22 protein-coding genes, 1 tRNA gene and 1 pseudogene are annotated in these 23,889 nt (G+C 39.2%); 16 read left to right on the top strand and 8 right to left on the bottom strand.

Annotation, left to right across the window (positions count from 1 at the left end):
• Positions 1-9: 9 nt before the first annotated feature.
• The 3 genes from hslR (at position 10) to pckA (ending at position 3,158) form a co-directional block, all read left to right on the top strand.
• Positions 10-423, top strand: a complete 414-nt coding sequence (gene hslR / locus D7029_RS18375; protein WP_194951483.1) for a ribosome-associated heat shock protein Hsp15 — start codon at positions 10-12, stop codon at positions 421-423.
• Between the two features lie 26 nt (positions 424-449).
• The gene (hslO, locus tag D7029_RS18370; protein ID WP_194951482.1) at positions 450-1,334 is read left to right on the top strand and encodes an Hsp33 family molecular chaperone HslO; all 885 of its coding nucleotides are present in this window, start codon (positions 450-452) and stop codon (positions 1,332-1,334) included.
• 204 nt (positions 1,335-1,538) lie between these two features.
• Positions 1,539-3,158: a phosphoenolpyruvate carboxykinase (ATP) gene (gene pckA, locus D7029_RS18365; RefSeq protein WP_088494213.1), complete on the top strand. Its 1,620-nt coding sequence runs from the start codon at positions 1,539-1,541 to the stop codon at positions 3,156-3,158.
• Positions 3,159-3,362: 204 nt separating this feature from the next.
• Here the strand turns inward: pckA and D7029_RS18360 are convergent, their stop codons facing one another.
• Positions 3,363-4,064, bottom strand: coding sequence for a pirin family protein (locus D7029_RS18360; protein ID WP_194951481.1), 702 nt, complete (start codon positions 4,062-4,064; stop codon positions 3,363-3,365).
• A 603-nt stretch (positions 4,065-4,667) separates the two neighbouring features.
• Positions 4,668-5,882 (bottom strand): NAD(P)/FAD-dependent oxidoreductase, encoded by a 1,215-nt coding sequence (locus D7029_RS18355; RefSeq protein WP_194951480.1) that lies wholly within the window; start codon positions 5,880-5,882, stop codon positions 4,668-4,670.
• Between the two features lie 309 nt (positions 5,883-6,191).
• On the opposite strand from D7029_RS18355, the gene pitA reads away from it, so the two are divergent.
• On the top strand, positions 6,192-7,691 hold the full coding sequence (gene pitA / locus D7029_RS18350) for an inorganic phosphate transporter PitA (RefSeq protein WP_088494216.1): 1,500 nt from the start codon (positions 6,192-6,194) through the stop codon (positions 7,689-7,691).
• A 67-nt stretch (positions 7,692-7,758) separates the two neighbouring features.
• Here pitA and uspB read toward each other — a convergent pair whose 3' ends face one another.
• Positions 7,759-8,091 (bottom strand): universal stress protein UspB, encoded by a 333-nt coding sequence (uspB, locus tag D7029_RS18345; RefSeq protein WP_075672586.1) that lies wholly within the window; start codon positions 8,089-8,091, stop codon positions 7,759-7,761.
• Positions 8,092-8,497: 406 nt separating this feature from the next.
• Here uspB and uspA point away from each other — a divergent pair, with 406 nt between their 5' ends.
• Both uspA and gdhA read left to right on the top strand, forming a co-directional pair.
• Complete coding sequence (uspA, locus tag D7029_RS18340; RefSeq protein WP_023583131.1) at positions 8,498-8,929, top strand: universal stress protein UspA; 432 nt, start codon at positions 8,498-8,500, stop codon at positions 8,927-8,929.
• 255 nt (positions 8,930-9,184) lie between these two features.
• Positions 9,185-10,525 (top strand): NADP-specific glutamate dehydrogenase, encoded by a 1,341-nt coding sequence (gene gdhA, locus D7029_RS18335; RefSeq protein WP_075672585.1) that lies wholly within the window; start codon positions 9,185-9,187, stop codon positions 10,523-10,525.
• 76 nt (positions 10,526-10,601) lie between these two features.
• Here the strand turns inward: gdhA and rsmJ are convergent, their stop codons facing one another.
• Complete coding sequence (gene rsmJ / locus D7029_RS18330; protein WP_194951479.1) at positions 10,602-11,348, bottom strand: 16S rRNA (guanine(1516)-N(2))-methyltransferase RsmJ; 747 nt, start codon at positions 11,346-11,348, stop codon at positions 10,602-10,604.
• 3 nt (positions 11,349-11,351) lie between these two features.
• Positions 11,352-13,394, bottom strand: coding sequence for an oligopeptidase A (prlC, locus tag D7029_RS18325; RefSeq protein ID WP_194951478.1), 2,043 nt, complete (start codon positions 13,392-13,394; stop codon positions 11,352-11,354).
• Between the two features lie 241 nt (positions 13,395-13,635).
• On the opposite strand from prlC, the gene D7029_RS18320 reads away from it, so the two are divergent.
• Positions 13,636-13,730, top strand: a tRNA-Sec gene (locus D7029_RS18320).
• A 169-nt stretch (positions 13,731-13,899) separates the two neighbouring features.
• Positions 13,900-14,307 (top strand): annotated as a pseudogene (locus tag D7029_RS18315) (virulence RhuM family protein); the annotation flags it as partial.
• 196 nt (positions 14,308-14,503) lie between these two features.
• Here the strand turns inward: D7029_RS18315 and D7029_RS18310 are convergent.
• Together D7029_RS18310 and yajD are read right to left on the bottom strand one after the other, a co-directional pair.
• Entirely contained in the window at positions 14,504-14,866 is a 363-nt protein-coding gene (locus D7029_RS18310; protein ID WP_194951477.1) for a YibL family ribosome-associated protein, read from the bottom strand.
• A gap of 111 nt (positions 14,867-14,977) precedes the next feature.
• Complete coding sequence (gene yajD / locus D7029_RS18305; RefSeq protein ID WP_006534437.1) at positions 14,978-15,325, bottom strand: HNH nuclease YajD; 348 nt, start codon at positions 15,323-15,325, stop codon at positions 14,978-14,980.
• A 185-nt stretch (positions 15,326-15,510) separates the two neighbouring features.
• On the opposite strand from yajD, the gene D7029_RS18300 reads away from it, so the two are divergent.
• Positions 15,511-16,044, top strand: coding sequence for a DUF2058 domain-containing protein (locus tag D7029_RS18300; protein WP_194951476.1), 534 nt, complete (start codon positions 15,511-15,513; stop codon positions 16,042-16,044).
• Between the two features lie 101 nt (positions 16,045-16,145).
• Positions 16,146-16,628: a cold-shock protein gene (locus D7029_RS18295; RefSeq protein WP_194951475.1), complete on the top strand. Its 483-nt coding sequence runs from the start codon at positions 16,146-16,148 to the stop codon at positions 16,626-16,628.
• Between the two features lie 10 nt (positions 16,629-16,638).
• Here the strand turns inward: D7029_RS18295 and D7029_RS18290 are convergent, their stop codons facing one another.
• A complete protein-coding gene (locus tag D7029_RS18290; RefSeq protein ID WP_194951474.1) occupies positions 16,639-17,355 on the bottom strand; it encodes an RluA family pseudouridine synthase in 717 nt (238 codons plus the stop codon).
• 124 nt (positions 17,356-17,479) lie between these two features.
• On the opposite strand from D7029_RS18290, the gene D7029_RS18285 reads away from it, so the two are divergent.
• The 6 genes from D7029_RS18285 (at position 17,480) to kduD (ending at position 23,869) form a co-directional block, all read left to right on the top strand.
• Positions 17,480-17,725: a DUF2543 family protein gene (locus tag D7029_RS18285; protein WP_088494225.1), complete on the top strand. Its 246-nt coding sequence runs from the start codon at positions 17,480-17,482 to the stop codon at positions 17,723-17,725.
• A 197-nt stretch (positions 17,726-17,922) separates the two neighbouring features.
• Positions 17,923-18,663, top strand: coding sequence for a MurR/RpiR family transcriptional regulator (locus tag D7029_RS18280; RefSeq protein WP_098941581.1), 741 nt, complete (start codon positions 17,923-17,925; stop codon positions 18,661-18,663).
• Between the two features lie 335 nt (positions 18,664-18,998).
• Positions 18,999-20,555 carry a PTS transporter subunit EIIC gene (locus D7029_RS18275; RefSeq protein WP_088494227.1) on the top strand — a complete coding sequence of 519 codons (1,557 nt, stop codon included), beginning with the start codon at positions 18,999-19,001 and terminating at the stop codon, positions 20,553-20,555.
• 11 nt (positions 20,556-20,566) lie between these two features.
• Entirely contained in the window at positions 20,567-21,937 is a 1,371-nt protein-coding gene (locus D7029_RS18270) for a class-II fumarase/aspartase family protein (protein ID WP_194952725.1), read from the top strand.
• A gap of 250 nt (positions 21,938-22,187) precedes the next feature.
• On the top strand, positions 22,188-23,024 hold the full coding sequence (gene kduI / locus D7029_RS18265; RefSeq protein ID WP_166540459.1) for a 5-dehydro-4-deoxy-D-glucuronate isomerase: 837 nt from the start codon (positions 22,188-22,190) through the stop codon (positions 23,022-23,024).
• A gap of 83 nt (positions 23,025-23,107) precedes the next feature.
• Positions 23,108-23,869 carry a 2-dehydro-3-deoxy-D-gluconate 5-dehydrogenase KduD gene (gene kduD, locus D7029_RS18260; RefSeq protein ID WP_088494230.1) on the top strand — a complete coding sequence of 254 codons (762 nt, stop codon included), beginning with the start codon at positions 23,108-23,110 and terminating at the stop codon, positions 23,867-23,869.
• The last annotated feature ends 20 nt before the right edge of the window (positions 23,870-23,889 follow it).

Raw genomic sequence — 23,889 nt, 5'->3', positions numbered from 1 at the left:
GAGAAAGGGATGAGTCAACCATCGCAAGAAAGTGGCGTCCGTTTAGATAAATGGCTTTGGGCTGCACGTTTCTATAAAACGCGCGCAATCGCTCGCACAATGATTGAAGGCGGCAAAGTTCACTACAATGGTGTGAGAGGCAAGCCAAGTAAAATCGTTGAAGAGGGTGCTGAAATACGCCTACGACAAGGTAATGATGAACGGACAGTAACCATTCTTATGGTAAGTTCACAGCGACAAGGTGCTACGCAAGCACAAGCACTTTATTGTGAAACACCAGAGAGTATTGCTAAAAGAGAAAAAATTGCTCTAGCAAGAAAAATGAATGCGTTAACAATGCCTCATCCTGAACGTCGTCCCGATAAAAAGGAAAGACGCACCTTACTTCGCTTAAAACAGACAAATTTACAAGAATCGGATTAACCGATTCCCTGAAATGAGAGAAAATCATGTCTAAAAAAGACTCTTTATCACGTTTTTTATTTGAAAAAAACGCGGTACGTGGCGAATTGGTCAATGTGACTGAAACCTATCAATCAATGCTTGAAAATCACCATTATCCTGAGCCAGTTCAACACCTTCTGGGGGATTTGCTGGTGGCTACCAGTTTGTTAACAGCTACGCTTAAATTTGAAGGCGATATTACGGTTCAAATACAAGGTGATGGTCCTGTGCGACTGGCAGTGATCAATGGAAATAACAATCAACAAATGCGTGGTGTTGCGCGTATTGGGGATGATGTTAAAGCAGGTAGTAGCTTAAAAGAGATGATCGGGAATGGTTTTATGGTCATCACGGTAACACCTGAGAAAGGTGAACGTTATCAAGGGATTGTTGCTCTTGATGGCGAAACTATCGAAGCCTGTATTGATAACTACTTTAAGCAATCAGAACAGTTACCTACACGCGTATTCATTCGCAGTGGTACGCAAGCAGGCAAACCAGCCGCAGCGGGTATGTTATTACAAGTATTGCCAGCATCAGAAGAGTTCACCGCAGAACATACGGCTGAGCATTTTGAATTGCTCACACAGTTAACACATACAATCAAGGCTGAAGAGCTATTTACGCTAGATACTAAAGAGATCTTACATCGCTTATATCACGAAGAAGATGTCACTCTTTATGATCCTCAAGTTGTTGAATTCCATTGCACTTGTTCGCGAGAACGTTGTGAAAATACATTAGTAACATTGTCGAAAGAAGATGTGAATCACCTGTTGCAAGAACAGGGAAATATTGATATGGAATGCGAATATTGTGGAACACATTACATCTTCACAGAGAATGATATTAATAATATCAATAAGTTGGATGGGTCTGAATTGCACTGATTCGATTTAGCAAGACCATTTTATCCAAAGGACGCTATTTTGCGTCCTTTTTTATTCAACAATATTTCTTTAGTTTTGTGCATTAGCTCTCGTTCTTAACATAAAAAAATTATAAATTTTCAAAATATTGATAACAATCGCTGTTAATTACTCGTAACACCTTAATATTATTCGTAGAAAGGTCTATTTATCAGGAGCGAAACTATGAGCGTTAAAGGTCTTACCCCTAAGGATCTCCAGCAGTACGGTATTAAGGACACGAGTGAAATCATTTATAACCCAAGCTACGAGCTGTTATTTAATGAAGAAACCAAGCCTGGATTAACAGGTTACGAGCGAGGCACTCTAACCTCGTTAGGCGCTATTGCCGTTGATACAGGTATATTTACTGGACGTTCTCCGAAAGATAAATACATTGTTCGTGATGATGTTACTCGTGACACCGTATGGTGGGCTGATCAGGGTAAAGGTAAGAACGATAATAAGCCACTTTCACAAGAAGTGTGGGCTGACTTAAAATCGTTAGTTACTAATCAGCTATCAGGCAAACGTTTGTTTGTTGTCGATGCGTTTTGTGGTGCGAATGCGGATACACGTTTAAAAGTGCGTTTTATCACAGAAGTTGCTTGGCAAGCGCATTTTGTTAAAAATATGTTTATTCGTCCTGAACAAGAAGAGCTGGAAAATTTCACACCAGACTTTATTGTGATGAACGGAGCGAAATGTACAAATCCAAATTGGAAGGCACAAGGTCTGAATTCAGAGAACTTCGTTGCTTTCAATTTAACTGAACGCATTCAGTTAATTGGTGGTACTTGGTACGGCGGCGAGATGAAGAAAGGTATGTTCTCTATGATGAACTACTTCCTTCCTCTTAAAGGTATGGCTTCTATGCACTGCTCCGCAAACGTTGGCGAAAGTGGTGATGTTGCTATTTTCTTTGGCCTATCTGGTACAGGTAAAACAACTCTTTCAACAGATCCTAAGCGTAAGCTAATTGGTGATGATGAACATGGTTGGGATGATGACGGTGTGTTTAACTTTGAGGGTGGCTGTTACGCAAAAACAATCCACTTATCCAAAGAAGCTGAACCCGATATCTATGGTGCAATTAAACGCGATGCACTATTAGAAAACGTGGTTGTGTTATCTGACGGCTCTGTTGATTTCGATGATGGCTCAAAAACAGAAAATACCCGTGTTTCTTATCCTATTTATCATATCGACAATATCGTTAAACCCGTTTCCAAAGCAGGTCACGCTAAGAAAGTCATTTTCTTAACAGCGGATGCTTTTGGTGTGTTACCTCCTGTTTCACGTTTAACACCAGAACAGACGCAATACCACTTTTTATCAGGTTTCACTGCTAAACTTGCGGGAACTGAACGTGGTGTGACAGAACCAACGCCAACATTCTCTGCTTGTTTTGGTGCAGCATTCTTATCTTTGCATCCAACACAGTACGCTGAAGTATTGGTAAAACGTATGCAAGCATCTGGTGCAAAAGCCTACTTGGTTAATACAGGTTGGAACGGTACAGGTAAGCGTATTTCAATTAAAGATACACGTGCGATTATTGATGCCATCTTAAATGGTGATATTGATAAAGCACCGATGAAAACATTACCAGTGTTTGATTTAGAGATCCCAACAGCATTGCCTGGTGTTAACAGCGAAATCTTAGATCCTCGTGATACTTATGCTGATAAAACACAATGGGATACTAAAGCAGACGATCTTGCCGATCGCTTTGTGAAAAACTTCGATAAATATACAGATACCCCAGCAGGTCAAGCGTTGACTAAAGTTGGGCCAAAACGTTAATTTTTATTAGTATAAAAACATGGTATGAATAAAAACATAGCGTGAATAAAAACACCAAACTCATAGGATGTGATTTTGGTGTTTTTTTATTTTTGAGATTTTTGAGAAAAAAAATCCCTGAAATGCGAGAAGATTTCAGGGAATAGAAAAATAAAGTGAAATAGTTTATTAGAGAAAAAGTGGCTTTAGAGGGTGATAGCCCAACTATGCTGTTACAGGAGGTAAGTCAAACAGTAAGATTTCACTATCTTCATCACCAACGAAACGGATCATATCTTCATTAGCAATTGCTACACCATCACTGGTGGTCGCAATAATGTCATTAATCGTTATTTTACCTTTCACAACTTGTAGCCAAACATGGCGACCCGCTTCGGCTTGATATTGTGCTTCTTCACCTTTTTTCAGATTCCAGCGCCATAAGGTCATATCTTGGAAGACTTTTAAAGAGCCATCACGGGCATCTGGCGATAAAATGAGCTGTTTGCTTACTGTCGTATCAAAACGGCGTTGATCGTAACGTGGTGTGATACCGACGGTATTTGGCATAATCCAAATCTGGTAAAAATGCAGTCCTTTATCACTATTCGGATTATATTCTGAGTGAGTAATACCTGTACCTGCACTCATTATTTGAAACTCACCAGCCGGGACATTTTCTTTATTACCCATGCTGTCTTTATGCTCGATATTACCTTCAAGCACATAGGTTAAAATTTCCATATCTTTATGTGGGTGAGTACCAAATCCTTCACCGGGTATGACGCGATCTTCATTAATAACTCGTAGTGCAGAAAATCCCATAAAATCACGATCGTAATAATTTGCGAAAGAGAAGGTATGCCAGCTATCTAGCCAACCATGATTAGCGTGTCCTCTTTCACTTGCTTTGCGTAGATAAATCATAATGTGTTTCCTTCTCTGAAGTTGTTGAACACAGTTTACTCAATAGCGCAAAGTAAAAAAGCGGAGGAATTTAACCTGAGAATTCAAATAATTTGAATAAGAGGAAACAAAAACATCGAATAAGTTCTAGAAAAGAAAAAGCCAGCACCCGGCTGGCTAAAGTAAAACACTGGAAGCAATGTGAGCAATGTCGTTCTTTCATATGACCCTGAAGGTGGTGCATCTGAAAGTGTTATTGATGATAATAGTTCTCAGTATCATTTGTAAAGTCCTTTTTTTAAGCAAATTAGAAAAAAGAGTCAAAAAAGTCATAACTCACTGATTAACGAGTTATTTTATTTTAATAATTTTTTAAAACATTAATATAACCAAATAGTTAACAATATTCTTTATAGGGTCATTTATAGGAAAAAGAAGAGAAAATGCGGCATAAAACCAGAAAAAAGGAAAGGGTATAAGGTATTTTGGATCTCTACCAAGAAATACAAGAAGAAAAAGCCATCACTGATTGATGATGGCTGGTTTTTATTATGTATGACTTATAAGTTTAAAGAATTATAAAACTAATATTTATAACTTTAACATTTACAGATTTATTCATTATTACTCAACAAAAGTCGATTTGGATGTTGAGATAAGGCTCTGCGCACAGGCATAAGCTGAACTCCACGCCCACTGAAAGTTATATCCACCTAACCAACCCGTCACATCAACCACTTCTCCAATAAAATAGAGCCCTTTTACTTTTGTGGCTTCCATTGTTTTAGAGGATAGGGTTCGAGTATCTACGCCTCCTAGCGTGACTTCTGCGGTACGATATCCCTCAGTACCATTGGGTTGAACTTGCCATTCTTGTAGTAACGTTGCAATTTGCGTAATACGTTCATTACTAAGTTGAGTCAGAGAAATATCAGGTAACTGTTTGTTTTCTATTATTATTTCAATAAATCGCTTTGGTAATAAGCGAGAAAGCGTATTTTTTAATGATTGATTCGGATGCTCTTGACGTTTTTCTTGTAGAAAGCTTTCAAGATCAGTATTTGGAAGTAAGTTAATACTTACATACTCACCTGGTTGCCAATAATTAGAGATTTGCAAAATAGCCGGTCCTGAAAGGCCACGGTGAGTAAAAAGAATGTTCTCTTTAAAACTCGTCCCATTCTTTGCCGTCACAATAGCAGGTATAGCCACGCCAGATAGCTGGCTTAGTTGCTCAAGTTGAGGTTTATGCAATGTAAAAGGAACCAATCCTGCACGTGTTGGTAAAACTGGAAGCCCAAATTGCTCTGCAACTTTATAGCCAAAAGGAGTGGCACCTAAACCGGGCATAGAAAGTCCGCCACTGGCAATAACCACCGAAGGCGTCGTAATAGTTTTTCCATCAACAAAAACAGCAAAGCCTACATCTGTTTTCTCTATTTGCGTGACTTCGCTACGTAAGCGAACACTTACTTTCCCTTTTTGGCATTCAGTGAGTAATAAATCAACAATTTGTTGTGCTGAATCATCACAAAATAGCTGCCCTAGCGTTTTTTCATGGTAGGCAATGTTATGTTTTTGCACTAACTCAATAAAATCCCATTGTGTATAGCGAGCAAGTGCTGACTTACAGAAATGTGGATTCTCTGATAAGTATGCCGAAGGTTCGATATACATATTGGTGAAATTACAACGCCCACCACCTGACATTAGAATTTTACGGCCTGCTTTTTTACCATTATCAAGGACTAAAACAGATAATCCTGCTTGTCCTGCTAAAGACGCACAAAAAAGCCCCGCGGCACCTGCACCTATAATTACTGTATCGTATGATCCCACAATGATGTCTCGTTCTTGGTTTTCTCTGACTACTTAATCAATGATTTTCGCGTAAGATCAGAGTGTTTTTGTAAAATTATATGGAGAAATCTGCATTTTTCACCTAAATTCTTATTAGCAAGGAAAAAAATTGTCAGAAATTTACTTTTTTTTTATTTTTATTAATTAAATGATATATAAGGAATTATCTTAAAAAGGCTCTGATTTTCTTGGTTATCAAATCAAAAAAAGGTTAAATTTCGCTTCCACCGTTCGCATTTGTCGCTGATAATGCGCCGCGTTCATGTCCAACTAACTGGCTTAACGTCTATGCTACATTTGTTTACTGACCTAGAATTTCATACAGGTTTAATGTTGGTTTTAGCACTGTTATTTGTGCTATTTTATGAAGCTATTAACGGCTTCCATGATACCGCAAATGCGGTAGCAACTGTTATCTATACTCGTGCTATGCGTGCGCAATTTGCGGTCGTGATGGCGGGTGTATTTAACTTCCTTGGAGTTTTGCTCGGTGGATTGAGCGTAGCTTATGCTATCGTTCACTTGTTACCGACAGATCTTCTGCTGAATGTGAGCTCGGCTCATGGCCTTGCCATGGTCTTCTCGTTGCTGTTAGCCGCCATTATCTGGAACTTAGGTACATGGTATTTCGGTATTCCAGCATCAAGTTCACATACGCTGATAGGTGCTATCATTGGTATTGGTTTAACAAATGCTATCGTGACAGATTCGTCTATCGTTGACGCATTAAACATACCAAAAATGATCAGTATCTTCCTATCTCTCATTCTTTCACCAATTATCGGCTTGGTTATTGCAGGCGCGATGATTTTCTTACTGCGCCGTTACTGGAGTGGTACGAAAAAACGTCGTCGTATTCACCTGACACCAGCTGAACGTGAGAAGCAAGATGGTAAGCGTAAGCCACCATTTTGGACTCGTACTGCACTGATTTTATCTGCAGTTGGGGTAAGTTTCTCTCATGGTGCAAATGATGGGCAGAAAGGTATCGGTCTTATCATGTTGGTATTAATTGGCGTGGCGCCTGCGGGCTTTGTCGTCAATATGAGTGCGAGCGGATACGATATCACCAAAACTCATGATGCAGTTGTACACTTACAACAATATTATGAGAAACACCAGCCAGCACTACAACATGCTATTGAGAATACACCAGTAGTACCAGCACAAGCTGATGCTAGTGATACAGATTTCCATTGTAATAGCGCAAGAACGCCAGTTGTTCTGAATCAAACAGAACAGATGCTTGCAAATATTAGCTCTTATGATGAGCTAACAGCAGACCAGCGTGCTCAAATGCGTCGATTACTTATGTGTATCGCTGATACCGCAACAGAAGTGGCTAAATTACCAGAAACTAGCGCCCAAGATGCACGGTTCTTAAAAACATTGAGTCGTGACCTGCTAAACACAGTGGAATATGCTCCGATTTGGATCATTATCGCAGTGGCATTAGCGCTCTCTATCGGGACAATGGTAGGTTGGAAACGCGTTGCAGTAACAATTGGTGAGAAGATTGGTAAAAAAGGTATGACTTACGCTCAAGGGGTTTCTGCTCAGGTAACAGCAGCAGTTTCCATTGGTGTAGCAAGTTATACGGGTATGCCTGTATCAACAACACAAGTTTTATCATCTGCAGTTGCAGGTACCATGATTGTTGATGGTGGTGGTGTTCAAACGAAGACAGTGAAAAATATTGCACTGGCTTGGATCTTAACATTACCAGTTAGCATTGGTTTATCAGGTTTACTTTATTGGATATCACTGACATTTATTGTGAATAGCTGATAACAGTAACTTACCCAAGTTTGTTTATAAACGGTGACTTTTAGTCACCGTTTTTTTGTTTTTGTCGCTACCAGAAAAGCATCGCAATTAAACTTGCGACAGCCAAAATACAAAAACGGCTAACAAGATAAAATTGCCGATAAATTCGTTCGCAACGCATAATAACTTCAGGATTATGATGGTTGATGTATTGGCGTTGGTTAATATAGCGGATAAGTCGTAACTGTTTTGAAAATTGCCCATGCATAGTAAAAAATCCATTGCCATCTACCGATTGGTAAAGCAAAGGATCAGATTGGCGCAATATGGTGAGTAATACCCGAATAGATGAGAAATAACGCACCATATTAATTAGGCAAAGAATACAGAGTGCCCAAAAGACAACAATGACATTAAACATAATCCCCTCCCTAGAATAATAGATTCTGAGATGAGAAAACCTTTACCAACAAAGGTTACTTTTTTCTCTAATTTAAGTTTAGGCGAAATTAAGCAATAAACAAAAGTGACTTTTTCAAGTTGTTTCCTTTTTCAGAAAAAAAGATAAAAAATAACTCTAAAAGGGTGTTTTTGTTGTTTTTTATACTCAATTCTCATTATTATGATGATATTGTCGGTGAATGACATCGTGCTAATCTAAAATGGTGTATATTGTTATTTATCGATAGATGCTTTCTTGATGAATTTGACATAAGTTGTGATCAAGACGACATCTAACTTTCATCTTAAAACGTTATATTTAATACATAGGATTTAGGCTTAACCGCCTTTCCAACCGATTAATCAGCTTATGGAAGGAGTTCACGATGGCTTATAAGCATATTCTAGTGGCAGTTGATTTATCCCCTGAGAGTAACGTCTTAGTACAGAAAGCTGTATCTATGGCAAAACCCTATAATGCCAAAGTTTCCTTAATTCACGTTGATGTTAACTACTCTGATCTTTATACCGGTCTAATTGATGTCAACCTCGGTGATATGCAACAACGTATTACTGATGAAACCCGTAACGCGTTAAAAGATCTCTCTGATAAATCAGGTTATGAAATTCAGGAAACCCTGAGTGGTAGCGGTGATTTAGGTCAAGTTCTGGTTGATGCGATTAAGAAATACGATATGGATTTAGTCGTTTGTGGCCATCACCAAGACTTCTGGAGCAAATTGATGTCATCAGCACGCCAACTAATTAATACTGTGCATGTTGATATGCTAATTGTTCCTCTGAAAGATGACGAATAATAATCGCTTGCTTGTTTAAGCAAAAAAAATGCCTGCTTATGCAGGTATTTTTTTGCCTAAAATTCCCATTTTTCCTGCTGTTAAATAGAGTCAATCTTTTTTTTTTGTCTAATTATGAAAAAAATGTCTTGAAGTGTGAATGCATTTTAATGATATATTCAAGAAGCAAAACAACATCAACCTCACAAAACCCAAAAATATTCCGAATAAATGAGGTTATGCCAACATCACATTACACAAAAAAGGAATAGCTGAATGAATATATCTGGCTCATTATCTTCGTTTTTAGAAGGGGTAGAAAAATATAACGCTCATCAGCCTGAGTATCATCAGGCGGTTCGTGAAGTTTTTACCACTTTGTGGCCTTTTTTAGAGAAAAATCCACAATATCGTGAACAATCATTACTTGAGCGCTTAGTTGAGCCTGAACGTATTATTCAGTTTCGCGTCTGTTGGTTAGATGATAAAGGGCAAGTGCAAGTTAACCGTGCATGGCGTATCCAATTTAACTCAGCCATTGGTCCTTACAAAGGTGGTATGCGTTTTCACCCATCAGTGAACCTTTCTATCCTAAAATTCTTAGGTTTTGAGCAAACATTTAAAAATGCATTAACTACATTGCCGATGGGAGGAGCCAAAGGGGGCTCTGATTTTAACCCTAAAGGCAAAAGCCATGGGGAAGTGATGCGTTTTTGTCAGGCATTAATGACTGAACTTTATCGCCATTTAGGCGCTAATACGGATGTTCCTGCCGGTGATATTGGTGTGGGTGCACGAGAAGTTGGCTTTATGGCAGGAATGATGAAAAAGCTGTCTAATAGCAATGAATGCGTCTTTACAGGTAAAGGCCTTTCATTCGGTGGTAGTTTAATCCGCCCAGAGGCTACTGGATACGGCTTAGTTTACTTTACTAATGCGATGCTTAAACGTCATGGTATGTCTCTTGAGGGAATGCGTGTGGCGGTTTCCGGTGCAGGTAATGTTGCGCAGTTCACTATCGAAAAATGTTTAGAGTTAGGTGCAAAAGTCATAACCGCATCAGATTCAGGTGGCACTGTAGTTGATGAAGCCGGATTTACGACTGAAAAATTAGCTCGTCTCACTGAAATTAAAAATAATTACGGTCGTGTTGAAGAGTACGCAAAAGAATTTGGTTTAACGTATCTTGAAGGGCAACAACCTTGGGCTGTTCCTGTTGATATTGCTTTGCCTTGTGCAACACAAAATGAATTAGATTTAGAAGCAGCTAAGGTTCTTATCAAAAATGGTGTTAAAGCTGTTGCTGAAGGTGCGAATATGCCAACAACGATTGCAGCAACAGATGCCTTTATCGAAGCTGGTGTCCTTTTTGCACCAGGTAAAGCGGCTAATGCGGGTGGTGTTGCAACCTCTGGTTTAGAGATGGCGCAGAATGCGGCACGTTTAAGCTGGAAGGCAGAGAAAGTGGATGCTCGCTTACATCACATCATGTTAGATATTCACCATGCTTGTGTTAATTACGGTGGTGAAGGTAAGCAGACTAATTATATTCAAGGCGCAAACATTGCAGGCTTTGTTAAAGTCGCTGATGCAATGCTGGCGCAAGGCGTACTGTAAATTTCACCTATTCTGAACGGGTGTTAAACACCCGTCAGATTTCAAACCTATTTATTTTTTCCTAATGTGTAAGTGGTTACACACAAGGATAAATATCAAAACGGTGATTTTTGGTTGTTACATTGGCATGTGCAGGCTGATTATTTAATGGCTCTGCATAATCGGGTCGTTTTACGACGACACGCTTTTTCGCCAAAGTCATTGCAGGTTCGAGTAATGCATCTGCATCTTCATCAGCACCCACTAAAGACTGAAACACTCGCATCTCTTTTTTGACTAATGCGCTTTTCGCCTTATGTGGATACATCGGATCAAGATAGACGACATCAGGGGGAGGCGTGATCTCAGCCAGTGCTTGGGCTGAAGAGGCATGAATTAACGTCATTCTCTCTTGCATCCATTCGCCAATATCCGCATCAAGATAGGCTCGCTTTAGGCCATCTTCAAGTAATGCAGCAACGACGGGATGGCGCTCTACCATTCTAACTTTGCAACCAATAGACGCTAATACAAATGCATCTCGACCAAGTCCTGCTGTCGCATCAACAACATCGGGTAGATAGTCTTTTTTGATCCCAACAGCTTTTGCCACCGCCTCACCTCGACCACCGCCAAATTTACGACGATGTGCCATTGTACCCTCTACAAAATCCACATAGATGCCACCTAATTTAGGTTCGTCTTGTTTGCGTAATTCAAGGTGAGTAGGCGTTAACACTAAAGCCATGATCTGCGTTTCGTCGTGAACTAATCCCCAACGTTGCGCTAAATCAGATAAGGCGCTGTTATCAGCGCCTTCTTCACAAAGTAAACAGATATTCACATATCATCCTTTAATGCCGTAGCCTTTAAGCATAGCATCAAGTTTTGGCTCACGACCACGGAAGCGTTTGAACAGCTCCATTGGCTCTTCTGAACCACCACGAGTTAAAATATTATCAAGGAATGATTGACCCGTTTCGCGGTTAAAAATGCCTTCTTCAGAGAAGCGAGAGAAGGCATCAGCTGCCAGGACATCCGCCCATAAATAGCTGTAATAACCTGCGGCATAGCCACCGGCAAAGATATGGCTAAAGGCATGAGGAAAACGCGCCCACGGTGTTGAAGGAACAACAGAAACTTGCTCTTTCACACTAGTTAAGGTTTCCATTACACGAGCTCCCTTAGCGGGATCATATTCAGCATGTAAACGGAAATCAAACAGACCAAATTCTAATTGGCGTAATACAAACATTGCTGACTGATAATTTTTTGCTTTAAGCATATTATCAAGCATTGCCTGTGGTAATGGTTCGCCAGTTTCATAATGACCAGAAATAAAGGCTAACGCTTCTGGCTCCCAGCACCAGTTTTCCATAAATTGGCTTGGTAATTCAACGGCATCCCAAGGCACGCCATTAATACCTGCAACATCAGCGGTATCGATTTGCGTTAACATGTGGTGTAAGCCATGACCAAATTCATGGAACAGTGTGGTGACTTCATTATGAGTAAACAGTGCAGGTTTATCACCTACTGGCTTATTGAAGTTACAAGTGAGATAAGCAACAGGGTTTTGTAGCTTGCCATCTGCATGACGCATTCTTCCCATGCAATCATCCATCCAAGCACCGCCACGTTTGTGTTCACGCGCATATAAATCAAGATAGAAGCTACCACGTAAGGTATTGCTTTCATCATAAAGCTCAAAGAAACGGACATCATCATGCCAAGTGTCGATATCGTTACGCTCTTTGGCTGTTAAACCATAGATACGATGAACAACTTCAAATAAGCCACTTAGAGCACGTTGTTCAGGGAAGTAAGGACGTAGTTGCTCATCATCGATTGAGAATAGGTGTTGTTTCTGTTTTTCGCTGTAGTAAGCCAGATCCCATGACTCTAATTTATCAACGCCATAGTGTTCTTTTGCAAATTGAGTGAGTTCAGCTAACTCTTCTTCACCTTGCGGATGAGCACGTTGAGCTAAGTCAGTTAAAAAGCTAAGGACTTGCTCTGGAGATTCAGCCATTTTTGTAGCAAGTGATTTTTCAGCGTAATTTTTAAAACCAAGCAGTTGAGCAAGTTCGTGGCGTAGTGCGAGGATCTCGGCAATAATTTCGCTATTATCCCACTGACCTGCGTTTGGACCTTGATCCGAGGCACGCGTGCTATAAGCGATGCTCATCTCTTTTCTAAGTTCACGATTATCTGCATAGGTCATCACAGGAAGGTAGCTAGGCATATCAAGCGTTAACAGATAGCCGTCTTGCTCTTTAGATTGTGCGATAGCTTTTGCCGCATCAATAGCACTTTGAGGCATACCTGATAAATCTTCTACATCAGTAACTAATTTAGACCAACCCATTGTGGCATCTAATACATTATTACCGTATTTAGCACCTAACTCAGACATACGTGCGCTGATTTCACCAAAACGCTGTTGTTTCTCTTTTGGTAAACCGATACCTGATAATTCAAAGTCACGTAATGCGTTTTCAACCGCTTTTTTCTGTGGTTGAGTTAACGCATTAAAATCAGCACTTTCTTTAATTGATTTATAAGCTTGATATAAGCCTTCGTGCTGTCCCATCCATGTACTGAATTCAGATAGCAACGGTAAACTCTGCTCATACGCTTCACGTAGTTCAGCACAGTTTTTAACAGAATTTAAATGGCTAACAGGGGACCAAACACGAGAAAGTTTATCGCCTGCTTCTGCCAATGGTTGGCAAAGGTTATCCCAGTTAAATTGAGTATTATCAGCCAGTAATTTTTCAACTGTTTCACGATATGCGGTTAAAACTTCTTTTAGTGCAGGAACAACATGTTCTGGTTTGATAAGGGAAAATGCAGGTAATCCCGTTGTGCTAAGTAATGGATTTGACATAAAAAACATCCTGTATTTTGGTTTGCAGTGACGTAAAACACACCACTGAGTTTATTCGTTATAGATAGTAAGATGAGGATGAAACTGTATAAGTTCAATAGTATCGCGGTAATTATCGGAGGTTTTACTCAAAAACGGGATTATTTTATTTGAAAGGGGTTTTATTGATTTGATGCACTTGGGATTAAAAATAATTCAGCGTATAATCATCCCGTTATTTCCTTTTGACCCATTCAAAAATGGAAGATCATCGTCCCCGGTGGGGCGGCTGGACTTCAAATCCAGATGGGGCCGCCAGCGGTCCTTGGCAGGTTCGACTCCTGTGATCTTCCGCCACTTCTTGTTTTATCACTTCCCAATAAAGCCTCTTGTTATCTCTTTATCATATTGTTTTTTGGAAAAATAATAAGTTTATTATCTATTTACAGTCACCCTTATTTTTTGGATAAACATGGTATATTGTTACTCACGGTTTATTTATAACGTATAGAGTGGGGGCAGTGTAATGAGCGAAAATCTTCCTGAAGCACCACAGGGTGAATTTGTTTTATTTCGAAGTGAAGATGGTAAAACTCGCGTCGAATGCCGTTTTGAATCCGATACACTGTGGTTATCTCAATCATCAATTGCTGAGCTGTATGGAAAAGATGTTCGTACAATTAACGAGCACCTTGTTAATATTTTCTCTGAAGGAGAACTTGCTCAAAACGCAACCATCCGGAAATTCCGGATAGTTCGATTAGAGGGAAATCGTCAGGTTTCCAGAGAGATAGACCACTATAGTTTACCCGCCATTCTTGCTGTTGGTTACCGCGTCCGCTCTGTTCGCGGAACACAATTTCGTCAGTGGGCAACGCAAACGCTGGAGCAGTACTTGATCAAAGGGTTTGTGATGGAGGATGAAAGGCTGAAGGGGCAAGGGCGAATATTGCAGCGCTAAAAGACTTGCTGAAAGCAAGTAAGCAGAAGAAGTAGCTTTCAAGCTTTCGTGATACTTTACTTCCTAATCTTTTATCAGGATAACTGACGGTTCATAACAACGAAAAGTATATTAAGAACCTTTCAGTATTAGTCGATCATTACAGGTTTTAGTTGAGCTAATTATCTAACTAGAAATCAGTCTTAGAAAAACCGGTCATTCCCTCTAGACCCATTTCGCGGCCTAATGCCGTCATTGGATGGACAATTACCAAGCCTCGCACAGCTTTCTTCAGCTTACCAATATCAGCTTGTTCTTTCTTAGTGATGAGGCGTTTGAATGGCATATTCTCTAATTTCTGTGCTTCTTTGCTTAGTTTATTGTTACGTACTGCCTTCAGACGAACAATTTCAGCTTCCAGCTCTACTTTTTCTTTCTCAAACTCTGCGTATTTTTCCGCTTCTTCCGTCAGTGAGATACTTGCCATTTTATGACTAATAAGGTCTAAACGGTCGCTAAGGAGTTTAATTTTTGCTTTTTCAATTTCTTTCATTATTAATTAACCGTGAACAAATTTCTTGTTGGCAAGTATACACCATTCTGTGTAAGAGCGTGAAAAGGGGAACCGATTGACTGCTTTACACCAAAGCAGACAATACCTTCACTATTTTTTCTTATTGAGCATCGACTTTAAATCAGCAAAAGGATTATAGGTTGCTGCTCCTACATCATCTTGTGCATCTTCACCGGCGACAACAGTTGTGCCGTATTGGTCTGCTTCTGTGTATTTAGAGTGTTCATGATCATGGCAAAACAGACACAATAACTCCCAGTTACTACCATCTTCTGGGTTATTGGTATGGTCGTGATCAATATGATGAACGGTTAGTTCACGTAAGTTTGAATAGACAAATTCACGCGCACAACGTCCACATACCCACGGGTAGATTTTCAGTGCTTTTTCACGGTAGCCACTTTCTAACCGTGCATAGTTTTTTGGGATCAGAGCCATTGTTAGTATTACCTGTTATAAGAGAAAGTTTGACGATAGTTTTTCCAATATACTCTGAATGTACGGATAGGTTCAAATCTCACAATGTCTATTTCCCCTAATAAAGTTCCAATCTTACAATCTAATGCACTCTTAGAAATTACAGGTATAATTTCAAAAATTATTTATCAGATTTAGGCATAAAAATGGCAAAACTTACCTTACAAGAGCAAATGTTAAAAGCAGGGCTTGTGACCAGTAAAAAAATGGCAAAAGTCCAAAGAACGGCAAAAAAATCACGCGTTCAGGCACGAGAAGCGAGAGAAGCCGTAGAAGAAAATAAAAAAGCTCAACTTGAGCGCGATAAATTGCTGAGTGAACAACAAAAACAAGCAACTTTATCGAAAGAGTATAAAGCGCAAGTTAAGCAACTTATTGAAATGAATAGAATTACACCAAAAAAAGGCGATATTGATTTTAACTTCACTGACAATAATGTGATTAAAAATATTGTGGTGGATAAACTGACGCAATCTCAATTGATTAGTGGACGTCTCGCTATTGCTCGTCTGGATAATGCAGATAAAACGGAATACGCAATTATTCCAGCCAGTGTTGCGGATAAAATTACACAAAGAGATGTGGATTGTATTTTGTTAAATAACGCACTTAGCGAGACAGAACAAGATGAAGACGATCCTTATGCTGATTTTAAAATCCCAGATGATTTGATGTGGTAATCAGTAAAGTAGCTTATTAGTTCAAAGGCATAGTCTGTATAAGCATTGTGCTTTATACTGCATCTGGAAATTTTTGTAGATAAACGATTAAGTAGGCGATAATGGCAATGAACGGAATAATCACAAAGTGGTTTGAAGATAAAGGTTTTGGATTTATTAAAGATGAAAACGGTGATAACCGTTATTTTCATGTGATTAAAGTTGCCAACCCTGCTTTGATAAAGACAGATGCAAATGTCACGTTTGAGCCAACTACAAATACCAAAGGCTTGTCTGCTTACGCGGTGAAAGTGATCCCAGACAGCAAATACGTTTATATTGCAGGTGAGCGAGTTAAACTGACCTCCATTAAATCATTTCGAATTTTTAGTGAAGATGTGTCCGCAGATACGCATATCAATAAAGAAAACACCGTACTTTCTGTTGGTACTTTAATGAATAGTATCAGACCAAAATCAGCGGATAACTCTAATAATATGCGCACGTTAAGAAAGCTTGCGATCACCACAATGCACGGAACAGAAATCGTTTTCACTGAAGATGAACTTGATATCGATGAAACAATAAAAGCACTTAAACTGTAATTATCGATTTTTAAAACGGACTCTTGCTGTGCGCTTTTATTGGCGCTTGGCTAATGGGGTGAACAAAATGAAGTTCACTCGCATGAAGCATCAGTCGCGGAGTCCGTTCAGTTCCTTCCATCACTTTAATGAAATCGCTATCGCATCCACCATATAAATCACAACCTAAAATAGGATGTCCTATAAACTGGCTGTGAATACGAAGTTGATGTGTCCTTCCTGTTTCAGGCACAAATTGTACCCGCGTTAAAGGCAATAACGTCCCATCTTCTAACGTATGATAAAAACGCTCAATAACGTGATAACGAGAGCGTGCAGGCTTGCCATTAATCGGGCAAATTGACATGCGTGGAAATAGAGCGGGATCTTTTGCAATTGGTGCATCAATTATGCCTTCATTATCATCCACATGCCCACACAGTAGTGCATGATATATTTTGGTTACACTGCGCTGGCTAAATTGCTGGCACAAAAGGGCATTGATTGCTTTATTGCGTGCCACAACCATCAATCCAGATGTACCAAAATCAAGTCGATGAACAAGAGTACATCCCGGAAATAGCTTCACTAATCGATAATGTACTGAGTCTCTATTTTGTGGATTTTTTCCTGATAAGCTCAATAATCCTGTCGGTTTATTGATAAGGACTAAGTGTTCGTCTTGATAAAGGATCTCGATTTCATCATGGCAAGGTGGAGCAATAAAAGTATCGATAATCGTAGACATCAGCTTATCCGCAAAAAAGAAGGAAGTGGATGATAGCGAATTTTAGGTCAACAGGCGAATGTAGAGATATACTCTTGGTAATTCGAATATGGTGAGTATAAACGTTAATCCTTGGGGACAACTTATGAACAATGAAATCCACTTTAAATATTATGATATGGTCGAAGAGTATGCGATGGAATCGACAGAGCCAGTTGCTGAAGCAGAAGAAGATGCGCTTGCTCTCTACTTCCAGTTGCTACTTACTCGATTAATGAATAACGAAGAAATTAGTGAGAACGCACAGCAAGAGATGGCAAAAGAAGCGGGTATTGATAAAAAACGCATTGATGATATCGCCATGTTTCTTAATCGCTGGGGTAACGAATAACACGCATTGAGCTCATTAAAAAATGGGCTCAATATTATCCTAATTCACAAAATACTACTCTGCTCCTACATAACTGTATGATTTAACGTATACTCGTTATGCACTTTATTTCACATAAACTCGCAAAAAGAACAGAACTGCTTTTTTGATGCGTGCTGTTTTCATAAGATGTTTTAGATTAATTTATTGGGTGAGATATGCTGGATTTTTTAAAAAATTATGACAATTTAACCATCAGCGAAAAGAAAGTATTAAAATATCTCACCGATAATATTGCGGATATTCCGTATTTAAATATTAATGATTTAGTCGCTAAAACCTTTGTATCAAAAACGGTTATCATTAATTTATCGCAAAAGTTAGGATTTAGTGGATTTAAAGAGCTTAAATTCCAAATTAATAATTATATTCTGACGAGAAATAAAGTCGAAAAAACTAATGCAGCATCTTATAAAAAACAATTAGAAAAAAACATTCATAAAACATTTACCTTAATTAATGAAGAACAAATTCAGGAGTGCGCGAAAACCTTACGCCATTCTAGAAATATTTTTATTGTCGCAAGAGGTACGAGCAAAGCGGTAGGGTATTACCTTGAGCATCTATTGTTTGCATTAGGTCTACATTGCTTTTTTATTAATGATTACAACTTATCTGATTCGTTTACACGTCTTGTTAATGAAGACGACACAGTTATCTTTATCTCTCTTTCTGGTGGGACTAAAAAAATCATCGAGACAGCAAAAATTGTGCAGTTAAAAGATGCCAATATCATTAGTATGACGGCATTTAATACCAATGAATTAACCACTTATGCAACTCATGCTCTATTTTGTTTTGCTGATAATCATGATACTAAAAAAGATGATACTAAATCCCGTATTGGCTTTTTTATGCTGGTGGATTTACTGATTAATGAGCTGGAAAATCTACTTTAAAAAGAGATAACAGTGCCTATATTTCATTACTAAATACTCTTTTTAATGATTAAAGCGTGAATAGTATTAATATATCTCGTCAGATTAATCATCGTTTATTCTAAAATAGCCTTTCTTTTCAATCTTACTTCCAAGTCCTAAAATAAATATTATTTAATAGAATAAAATGATTTATTCACTGTTCTTTATTAAGTCGATAATTAATAAAAAGACCTAAGTCATAAAGTATGACCTGAGATAATATTTAAAACCAGCGCGTCATTCATTTCCTATAATCCCTAAGATAGAGTACCTCGGTAATTCTTTTATATTCGAGAAGTCATAAGGAAAAAAATATGGCCAGGAAAAAGTTCAGCGAATCTATTCAGCGCTTTGGTAGAACCCTACTTCTACCTATCGGCGTATTGGCACCTATTGGTATGATCTTAGGGATCAGTGGTGCTTTAGTTCAGTCTTATATGATTGCACGCTTTCCTTTCTTAGGAAATGAAACAGTTAATGCTCTATTAGTCAGTATCCGTACTATTGCAGGCGTAGTGTTTGACAATATTCCACTCTTATTTGCAATGGGTGTGGCATATGGTATGAGCCACAAAGATAAGGGGATCGCGGTCTTTGCCTCCGTTGTCGGCTATTTAACCTTGATAAGTACTATCAATATCTGGTTGGTATTGACAGGAAAACTTGCTGATCCTGCGATTATGACGCAGGTGGGGCAAATCAAGGTGCTTGGTATACAAACCATGAATATCAGTGCCGCAGGGGGGATTATCACAGGATTAATCGCCGCATGGGCAACAGATAAATTCTATAACCTTGAATTACCGACTGCATTTGCCTTCTTCTCAGGGAAAAAATCTGTCGCCATTATTATGGTCGGGTTGATGATCTGTGTAGGTGCATTACTGCCATTTATTTGGGAAGTATTAGTGATGGGCTTAACTAAGCTCTCGGCTGTCTTCTTAAGTCCTGTCGGACCTTTCTTTACCGCAGGTGGTGAGCGTCTATTTATTCCATTTGGTTTACACCACGTCTGGAACGTTCTGTTTAGATTTACCGAAGCCGGTGGTTCTTATGTGATTGATGGACAAACCTATGTGGGCGTTGTTCCAGCAATGACAGAAGTGTTATTTAACCAAGGGCCAAGCAGTGAATATTGGGCAATGATGCCAAGCCTGACACGTTTTATGGCTCAGCAACAAATGTTGGTGACGCTGTTCTTATTCCCGGCGATTGCATTAGCGATTTATAAAACCTCGAAAAAAGAGAACCGTGCTGAAGTTAAATCAATGCTGGTGACGATGGTCTTAACTGCAATGTTAGGTAACGTTACCGAACCGCTTGAATTTACCTTTGTCTTTATCGCACCGTTACTTTATTTAATTTACGCGATTATCGTGGGTATTGGTGCAGTTCTGCTCTCTTTTGCAGGTGTTGCGATCGGTTATATCCGAGGCACAGTCTTTGACTTCACTATCTTTGGTTTACTGTACGAACACACGAACTGGATCTTCTTAGTGCTGATTGGTAGTGCGCTTGCTGTTGTGACCTACTTCATTTTTTACTGGGCTATCGTCAAATTCGATATCAAAACACCGGGTAGAGAAGAATCAAGCAATATGAAAAATACGTTAATCAAAGAAAAGCGTTATGGCGAAATTGCAGAGATTTTAATCCAAGCGTTAGGTGGCAAACAAAATATTCGTAATGTTGATAACTGTATTACACGACTACGTATCGACATTAATGAAGTTAATCAAATAGATAAAGAATTAATGTTGGAGTCTGGATGTACAGCATTCTTCTTTCCGGCAGCAAACCATGTCCATGTCGTTTATGGCCCTAAAGTCGAATTTGTTCGCAATGCTGTTGATGAAGCAATGAAGAAATAAAAGGATACATGATGAGAGCGTTATACGATTCTAAAAGTAAAACAATCGACGATCGCGGTATAAAAAATCTGCTGTCCAATGAAGCTAAATATTCAACTTGGTTGATGTTTGAAGCAATGTTAGCGCAAGCACAAGCTGAACACGGTTTTATTCCACAGTCTGCCGCTGATGAAATTAAAGAAAAGGCGATTATTGAGAATATCGATTTCGAAGAGATGAACCGTATTTATCAAAAAATCGGTCATGGCTTTGTGCCTTTCTTAAAAGTACTGGTGAATGCATGCTCTGAAGAGAGCGGTAAATATGTGCATTACGGCATTACTACGCAAAACATACAGCAAAGTTCACAGCTGTATATGATGAAAACAGTACACGATAAGTTCATGTTATTGTTGAGCGAAATTATTGAAAACTTGTCAAATCTCGCTGAAAAAACAAAACATATGGTAATGGCAGGTAGAACACACGGTCGTCATGCTATTCCTATTACTTACGGATATAAAGTTTCAGTGTGGATCAGCGATTTTATTGATTGCTACCAGCGCATGAAAGAGAGTGAGAAACGTGTATTCACCATTATGATGGGTGGCGCAGTAGGTGCTTTTAACTCAATGCCTGAAGTGGGAATGAAAGTACAAAAACGCGTTGCTGAATTAGTGGGTATGCAAGCAATGGAAGTCCCATCACGTAACCTAAGTACGCATAAATTAGAGTACATGATGAACTTGGCACTGATGGCAAATATCTGCCATAAAATTGGTGAAGAAGTTTATAGCACCACATTAGAGGAAATTGCTGAGGTTTCTGAAGGGTTTACAAAAGGCACTGTGGGTAGTAGCACGATGCCTCATAAAATTAATCCAAAATTGGCGAAAGGTATTATTGCTAACTCACAGAAACTGTACTCGTTACCTAATGTTGGTATGTACTCTGCGGTAAGACCTTATGAAGGTGACAGCAGTTCTTATATGTTATTCGATGGCTTAATTGAAGAAGCATTAGAATTAACAACAGAAATCTTATTAAGAACGGAAGAGCTTTCAAGAACCATCGTTCCTCATGAAGAGAGAATGCTACATAACGTGATGAGAAATAAGGGTTTAGATAATACCGAATACGTTATGATGAAAATGGCAGAAAAATTAGGTAAAGATAAAGCGCATTCACTGTTATATGAAGAAGCCATTAAAACGGCTGCAGACGGTGAAGATTTTTATACTAACCTGATGAAGAATGAAACTATTACTGCGGCCTTTAATGCTGATGAAATTAAGGCAATGCTTGATCCTCGTTCTTATATCGGTTTATCCGTTGAACTTGCTGAGAAAGAAGCGAAACGTGGATTAGCGATTTCTAAAGAAATTAAACAGAGCTATAAATAAAGTCATCAAGTATCCATAAATAAGTCTTTATCAGTTATATCAGGAGCCACTCTATTGAGTGGCTCTTTTTTATTTAAGAGGTAAAAAAATGCCTTTTCCTATAAAAAGAACGATATGTTCAAAAAAATAAAACAATGTTTTATATTTTTATTGATGGTTGTGTTTTTTATTGATATCGTGTCCCTATAAAAGTGATGCATTTTCACACATTATCATTAATGCCTATCAAGGCTAGGAATTGAGGTTCATTATGCAAACTCGTCAAAGCATTCATAGCGACCATGCCAAACAACTAGATACAGAAGGCCTGCGCCGCGAGTTTCTGATAGAAGAAGTTTTTAGCCCTAATAAACTGACGATGACTTATAGTCATATTGATCGAATTGTATTTGGCGGAATTATGCCGGTGGACTCTACACTTACTTTTTCTAATGAGTTAGGTAAGTCTTTTGGTGTCACCTACTTCCTAGAGCGCCGTGAATTAGGCCTTATTAATATTGGTGGCGCAGGTGTGATTACGGTTGATGGCACAAATTATGAAGTGGGTAAAGCGGAAGCCCTTTATGTAGGAAAAGGCGCTCGCGATGTCAGCTTTAAGAGCGTTGACTCCGCTCATCCAGCTAAATTCTATTATAACAGCGCACCCGCACATACCACTTATCCAACACGTAAAATCACACAAGATCAGGCTTCTCCTGAAACATTAGGGGATGCAAGCACCAGTAATCGCCGTACTATTTATAAATACTTAGTTCCTAACGTATTACCGACCTGCCAATTAGTAATGGGTATGACCCAGCTAGAGGAAGGAAGTCTTTGGAATACCATGCCTTGCCATACACATGAACGCCGTATGGAAGTCTATTTCTATTTCAATATGAAAGAAGATGCAGCGGTATTCCATATGATGGGTAAACCAGATGAAACCCGCCATTTATTAGTTCACAACGAGCAAGCCATTATTTCACCAAGTTGGTCTATTCACGCAGGTGTTGGAACACAAGCTTATACCTTTATTTGGGGTATGGTGGGTGAGAATCAGGTCTTTAGCGATATGGACCACGTTGCGGTTCGCGATCTGCGCTAATCAGATAAATGTATTACTCATAATAAAGTAGCCACCAAGTATATGAATTGGTGGTACATATTTCCTATATTCGAGGTAATAGTATGATCCTGAATGCATTTGATCTGAAAGGTAAAGTCGCCATTGTAACTGGCTGTAATACAGGTTTAGGCCAAGGTATGGCATTGGGGCTTGCTCAAGCTGGTTGCGATATTGTGGGGATCAACCTTGTTGAACCGACAGAGACTATCGCTGAAGTAGAAGCACTTGGTCGTCGTTTTTTAAGTTTACAAGCTGATGTGAGTAAAACAAATGAGTTGCCGGGGCTGGTGGATAAAGCCGTCGCTCATTTCGGACATGTTGATATTTTAGTCAACAATGCCGGTATCATTCGTCGGGAAGATGCGATTAATTTTACAGAAAAAGATTGGGATGATGTTATGGATCTCAATATTAAAAGTCTCTTTTTCATGTCTCAAGCGGTGGCTAGAAAATTTATCGCTCAAGGCACTGGCGGTAAAATTATTAATATCGCATCAATGCTCTCATTCCAAGGTGGCATACGTGTGCCGTCTTATACCGCATCTAAAAGTGGCGTTATGGGCGTAACCCGTTTGTTAGCAAACGAATGGGCAAGTAAAGGCATTAACGTGAATGCTATCGCTCCGGGCTATATGGCAACAAATAACACTGCGGCTCTACGTGCTGATGAAGAGCGTAATGCGGCTATTTTAGAGCGTATTCCGGCTGAGCGTTGGGGCGTTCCAAGTGACATGATGGGGCCTGTTGTTTTCTTAGCATCTTCGGCTTCTGATTATGTTAATGGTTATACCATCGCAGTTGACGGTGGTTGGCTAGCGCGTTAATACGCTATTGTTGAAGAAGG

This window comes from Proteus vulgaris, assembly GCF_016647575.1.
GTDB lineage: Bacteria > Pseudomonadota > Gammaproteobacteria > Enterobacterales > Enterobacteriaceae > Proteus > Proteus mirabilis_B.
The sequence above is the reverse complement of the archived record's forward strand: the minus strand, read 5'-3'. Positions and strand labels throughout refer to the sequence as shown.